Source organism: Streptomyces flaveolus (genome assembly GCF_000716535.1).
Taxonomy (GTDB): Bacteria; Actinomycetota; Actinomycetes; order Streptomycetales; family Streptomycetaceae; genus Streptomyces; species Streptomyces flaveolus_A.
The window spans coordinates 1-539 of record NZ_JNWV01000154.1 but is presented as its reverse complement, the minus strand read 5'-3'; the positions used below and the strand labels follow the sequence as shown (position 1 = coordinate 539).

The 539-nt window shown below is 59.2% G+C and carries 1 protein-coding gene; it reads left to right on the top strand.

From position 1 onward, the window contains the following. Positions 1-338: 338 nt before the first annotated feature. On the top strand, positions 339-539 hold a 201-nt coding region (locus OO52_RS52385), incomplete at its 3' end, for a hypothetical protein (protein ID WP_209439619.1).

The window sequence follows — 539 nt, the reverse complement described above, 5'->3', positions numbered from 1 at the left end:
GCCCAGACCCAGCAGAGAATGCGTCGACCGCCGCCTTACCCCTAGCCGAGAACGCGCGAGCACGTCCGTCGTGCCTGAGGTGTCTGATGGAGACGTGAGCAAACAAAAGCCCGCCAAGGTCAAGCCCACCCCAACGCAGGTGTTAGCGGCATTCGTACGCCGAGGCCTGGCGAGTCGCTTTACATCCAATTGCACTTGACCAGAACGAACTTCGAATCCTGGCTGAGCTGAGCTATCACGCCGCTGAAGACCTGCCCGATGGCCGCATAATGTTCATCAGGCACCGCCCTGAAGAGCCTAGTTTTGAGTCCTTCGTAGCCCGCCTCCGACCTTTCACGGTGGTCAATGACGATCTGCACTACGGAAAAGTTCTCGACGCCATCGACTCCCTGACAAGCGGGGGACCCATCGCAATCGCCGAGAAGACTACGGACATTCGCACTCGCTGGCAGCAAGCAGTCGAACGCTCTAGTCAGACACGGGCCTACAAGGTCCTAGTGGAAGATGGCGGCCAATCAGACCTCGAGTTGGCCTACGCC